The sequence below is a fragment of the Heyndrickxia sporothermodurans genome (genome assembly GCF_003055045.1).
Lineage (GTDB): Bacteria > Bacillota > Bacilli > Bacillales > Bacillaceae_C > Heyndrickxia > Heyndrickxia sporothermodurans.
The window spans coordinates 1-2,417 of the sequence record NZ_NAZB01000094.1; the positions used below are offsets into that span (position 1 = coordinate 1).

Consider the following 2,417-nt stretch of genomic DNA (forward strand, 5'->3'; position numbering starts at 1 on the left):
ACTTTTATTTTGCCATACACAACTTGATTGCCTTTTAGGCGTTAGGTGTTTTGTTTTTATAGGGAATTTTAACTATAACACTACACGAATTGTTTACTTAAAATTCGTAACTCATGAAGTTGTACCATTATTGGCAATGTTTTAATACAAGTAAAGCGGTTTGAAAATAAGATAATTAAAAGAAATACCTTTTAGCAGGAAAAGTTATAATATGCTAACAAAGGTCAGTCTGGAAATAAATTATGGAGAGAGGGTATTAGATGAGTATAATAGAATGGTAATTTGCTGATGAACCGGTTAGTGAAGGTTGTGTAAAAAATTGGTAATTGTTTTAGGTTTTAAATTTCCAAAAGAAATATAAGTTGTGTTGCTATAAATAATGGTGGAAATGTAGAACCTGAACTATTTCATGTAGGAAATAAAGAGAAAGTATTTGGTACACTATTGTCATATGATAAAGGTAATGATGAGTTTATTGTAGATGCTTATAATAGTTACAGGAAAACATATTACAGATGGGTTTGAATTTATTTCGGAGGTTCCAAGGAATGCCAAATGATATTTTAACAAAAGAATATATCATCCAACATGGAGTAGAATTTGAAACAAACTTAGACTTTGGGGGACCATACGAACAAGGCATCGTAGAATATGACCAAAACGATAATGAAAATCTATTTACTGGGCTAGCTTATGATTTATATGATAATGGAAATTTAGAAAGTTATTTTTTTGTTGAAAATGGTGTAAAACAAGGAGCATATGTTGAATTCTATCCAAATGGTAATATCAAAAGAGTTGGAAACATGGATAAAAGCGCATCTGAGGGTGAACAAATTGAGTATTACGAAAATGGCCAATTAAAATCCATAACGAACCGAATTGCTGGAAGGGCAATGACTTATAAAAGGTTTGATGAACAAGGGGTTTTAATTGATGAAAAGATAGAACCTACTGAATCTGATTTAATTTATGCAAAAAAGTTTGGATAGGGATAGAAAATAGATGAATAAAGATTTTGAAGAAAAATATATATCGATCCAGAAACAGCTTTTACCTCAAGTTTCTTTACAGAATACTTTTTCATATGAAATGATTCATTTAATCGCAGGAGTGGATATTGCTTATTGGTCTGAAAATGATATTGATCATGGAGTTTGTTGTATCGTTGCATTTGATTTTTTAACAAAAAAAGTTGTTGAACAAGTAAAATATACGGGGGAAATTGAAACTCCATATATACCAGGATTTTTGGCTTTTCGCGAACTACCATTAATTTTGGAGACGGTAAAAAGGTTGAAAAGTAGTCCAGATATTTATATGTTTGATGGAAATGGTTACCTACATTATCGACATATGGGGATTGCAACTCATGCTTCGTTTTATTTGGAAAAACCAACAATCGGAGTGGCAAAGAATTATTTAAAAATTAAAGATGTGGACTTTATCATGCCAGATAATCAAGTGGGTGCATATAACGATATTGTTATAGACAATGAGGTTTACGGACGTGTGCTTCGGTCAAGAAAAGATGTCAAGCCTATATTTGTTTCTTGTGGGAATTGGATTGATTTGGACACAGCAACTGCATTAACAATGCATTTTGTAGAAAAAAATAGCCGCTTGCCAGCTCCGACCAGATATGCTGATATTGCAACACATGAAGCAAGAAAAAATTTAAAAATAAAGAAATGCAAGTAATAGAAGTACTAATAGTCTTAAGGTAAAATAATTACATCTCATTATTTGATTCAAATTATTTTTGTTTTTTAAAAACGATACTGAAATGGTTGTGAAGTATAAGAAAGACTTAGCAATATATAGTTGCTAAGTCTTTCTTATACTTTTATTGAACAAATTGTAATCCCAACAAACGCCCAAACATTAGAAATGAGTGGGTTATACCAAAATAATAAGGGGGAAGTTTATGGAAAAGGGAACTTTTGCAAAATATACAAATAAAATCTATAGGGTTAGTAATATTGATGGGGATTGTATAAGATTAGTCAGTGAAGATCAAGCAGATTTGAACAATGGGTTTAAAGAAAAAGTTTATCCTAGCAACCATAAAGATAGCATTAACTTACCCAGGATATATATCAAGGAAATTAAGAAAGCAGAGATTGATTAAATTTATGAAGTTGATTACAAAGCAAAGTACAAAGGGAATATATTTAATTTGAGTTTTAAAGAGATGGATCACAATTCAGACTTGGAACAAATAATGCGGAACTTGCAAAGCAAAATGGATTTGAACGAACCGATAAATACTACTATGAGAAAACCGTAAATCAGGATGAAATTGAAGTTTTAAAATTTATTAAAAAACTATAATGTTGAGAAAATCTGTTATTGATAGATAAATGATGTTTTTAGACAAACTGACTTTGCTAGGTTGTTTTTGTCAATAATAAATT

General features: G+C 30.5%; 3 protein-coding genes. All 3 read left to right on the plus strand.

Annotated elements, in window-relative coordinates; all coding sequences use genetic code 11:
• Positions 1 to 548: 548 nt before the first annotated feature.
• The 3 genes from B5V89_RS19750 (at position 549) to B5V89_RS19760 (ending at position 2,131) form a co-directional block, all read left to right on the plus strand.
• Complete coding sequence (locus B5V89_RS19750; protein ID WP_107958490.1) at positions 549 to 992, plus strand: toxin-antitoxin system YwqK family antitoxin; 444 nt, start codon at positions 549 to 551, stop codon at positions 990 to 992.
• Between the two features lie 13 nt (positions 993 to 1,005).
• A complete protein-coding gene (locus tag B5V89_RS19755) occupies positions 1,006 to 1,701 on the plus strand; it encodes an endonuclease V (protein ID WP_107958488.1) in 696 nt (231 codons plus the stop codon).
• A gap of 226 nt (positions 1,702 to 1,927) precedes the next feature.
• Positions 1,928 to 2,131: a hypothetical protein gene (locus tag B5V89_RS19760; RefSeq protein WP_108073701.1), complete on the plus strand. Its 204-nt coding sequence runs from the start codon at positions 1,928 to 1,930 to the stop codon at positions 2,129 to 2,131.
• Positions 2,132 to 2,417: the final 286 nt, after the last annotated feature.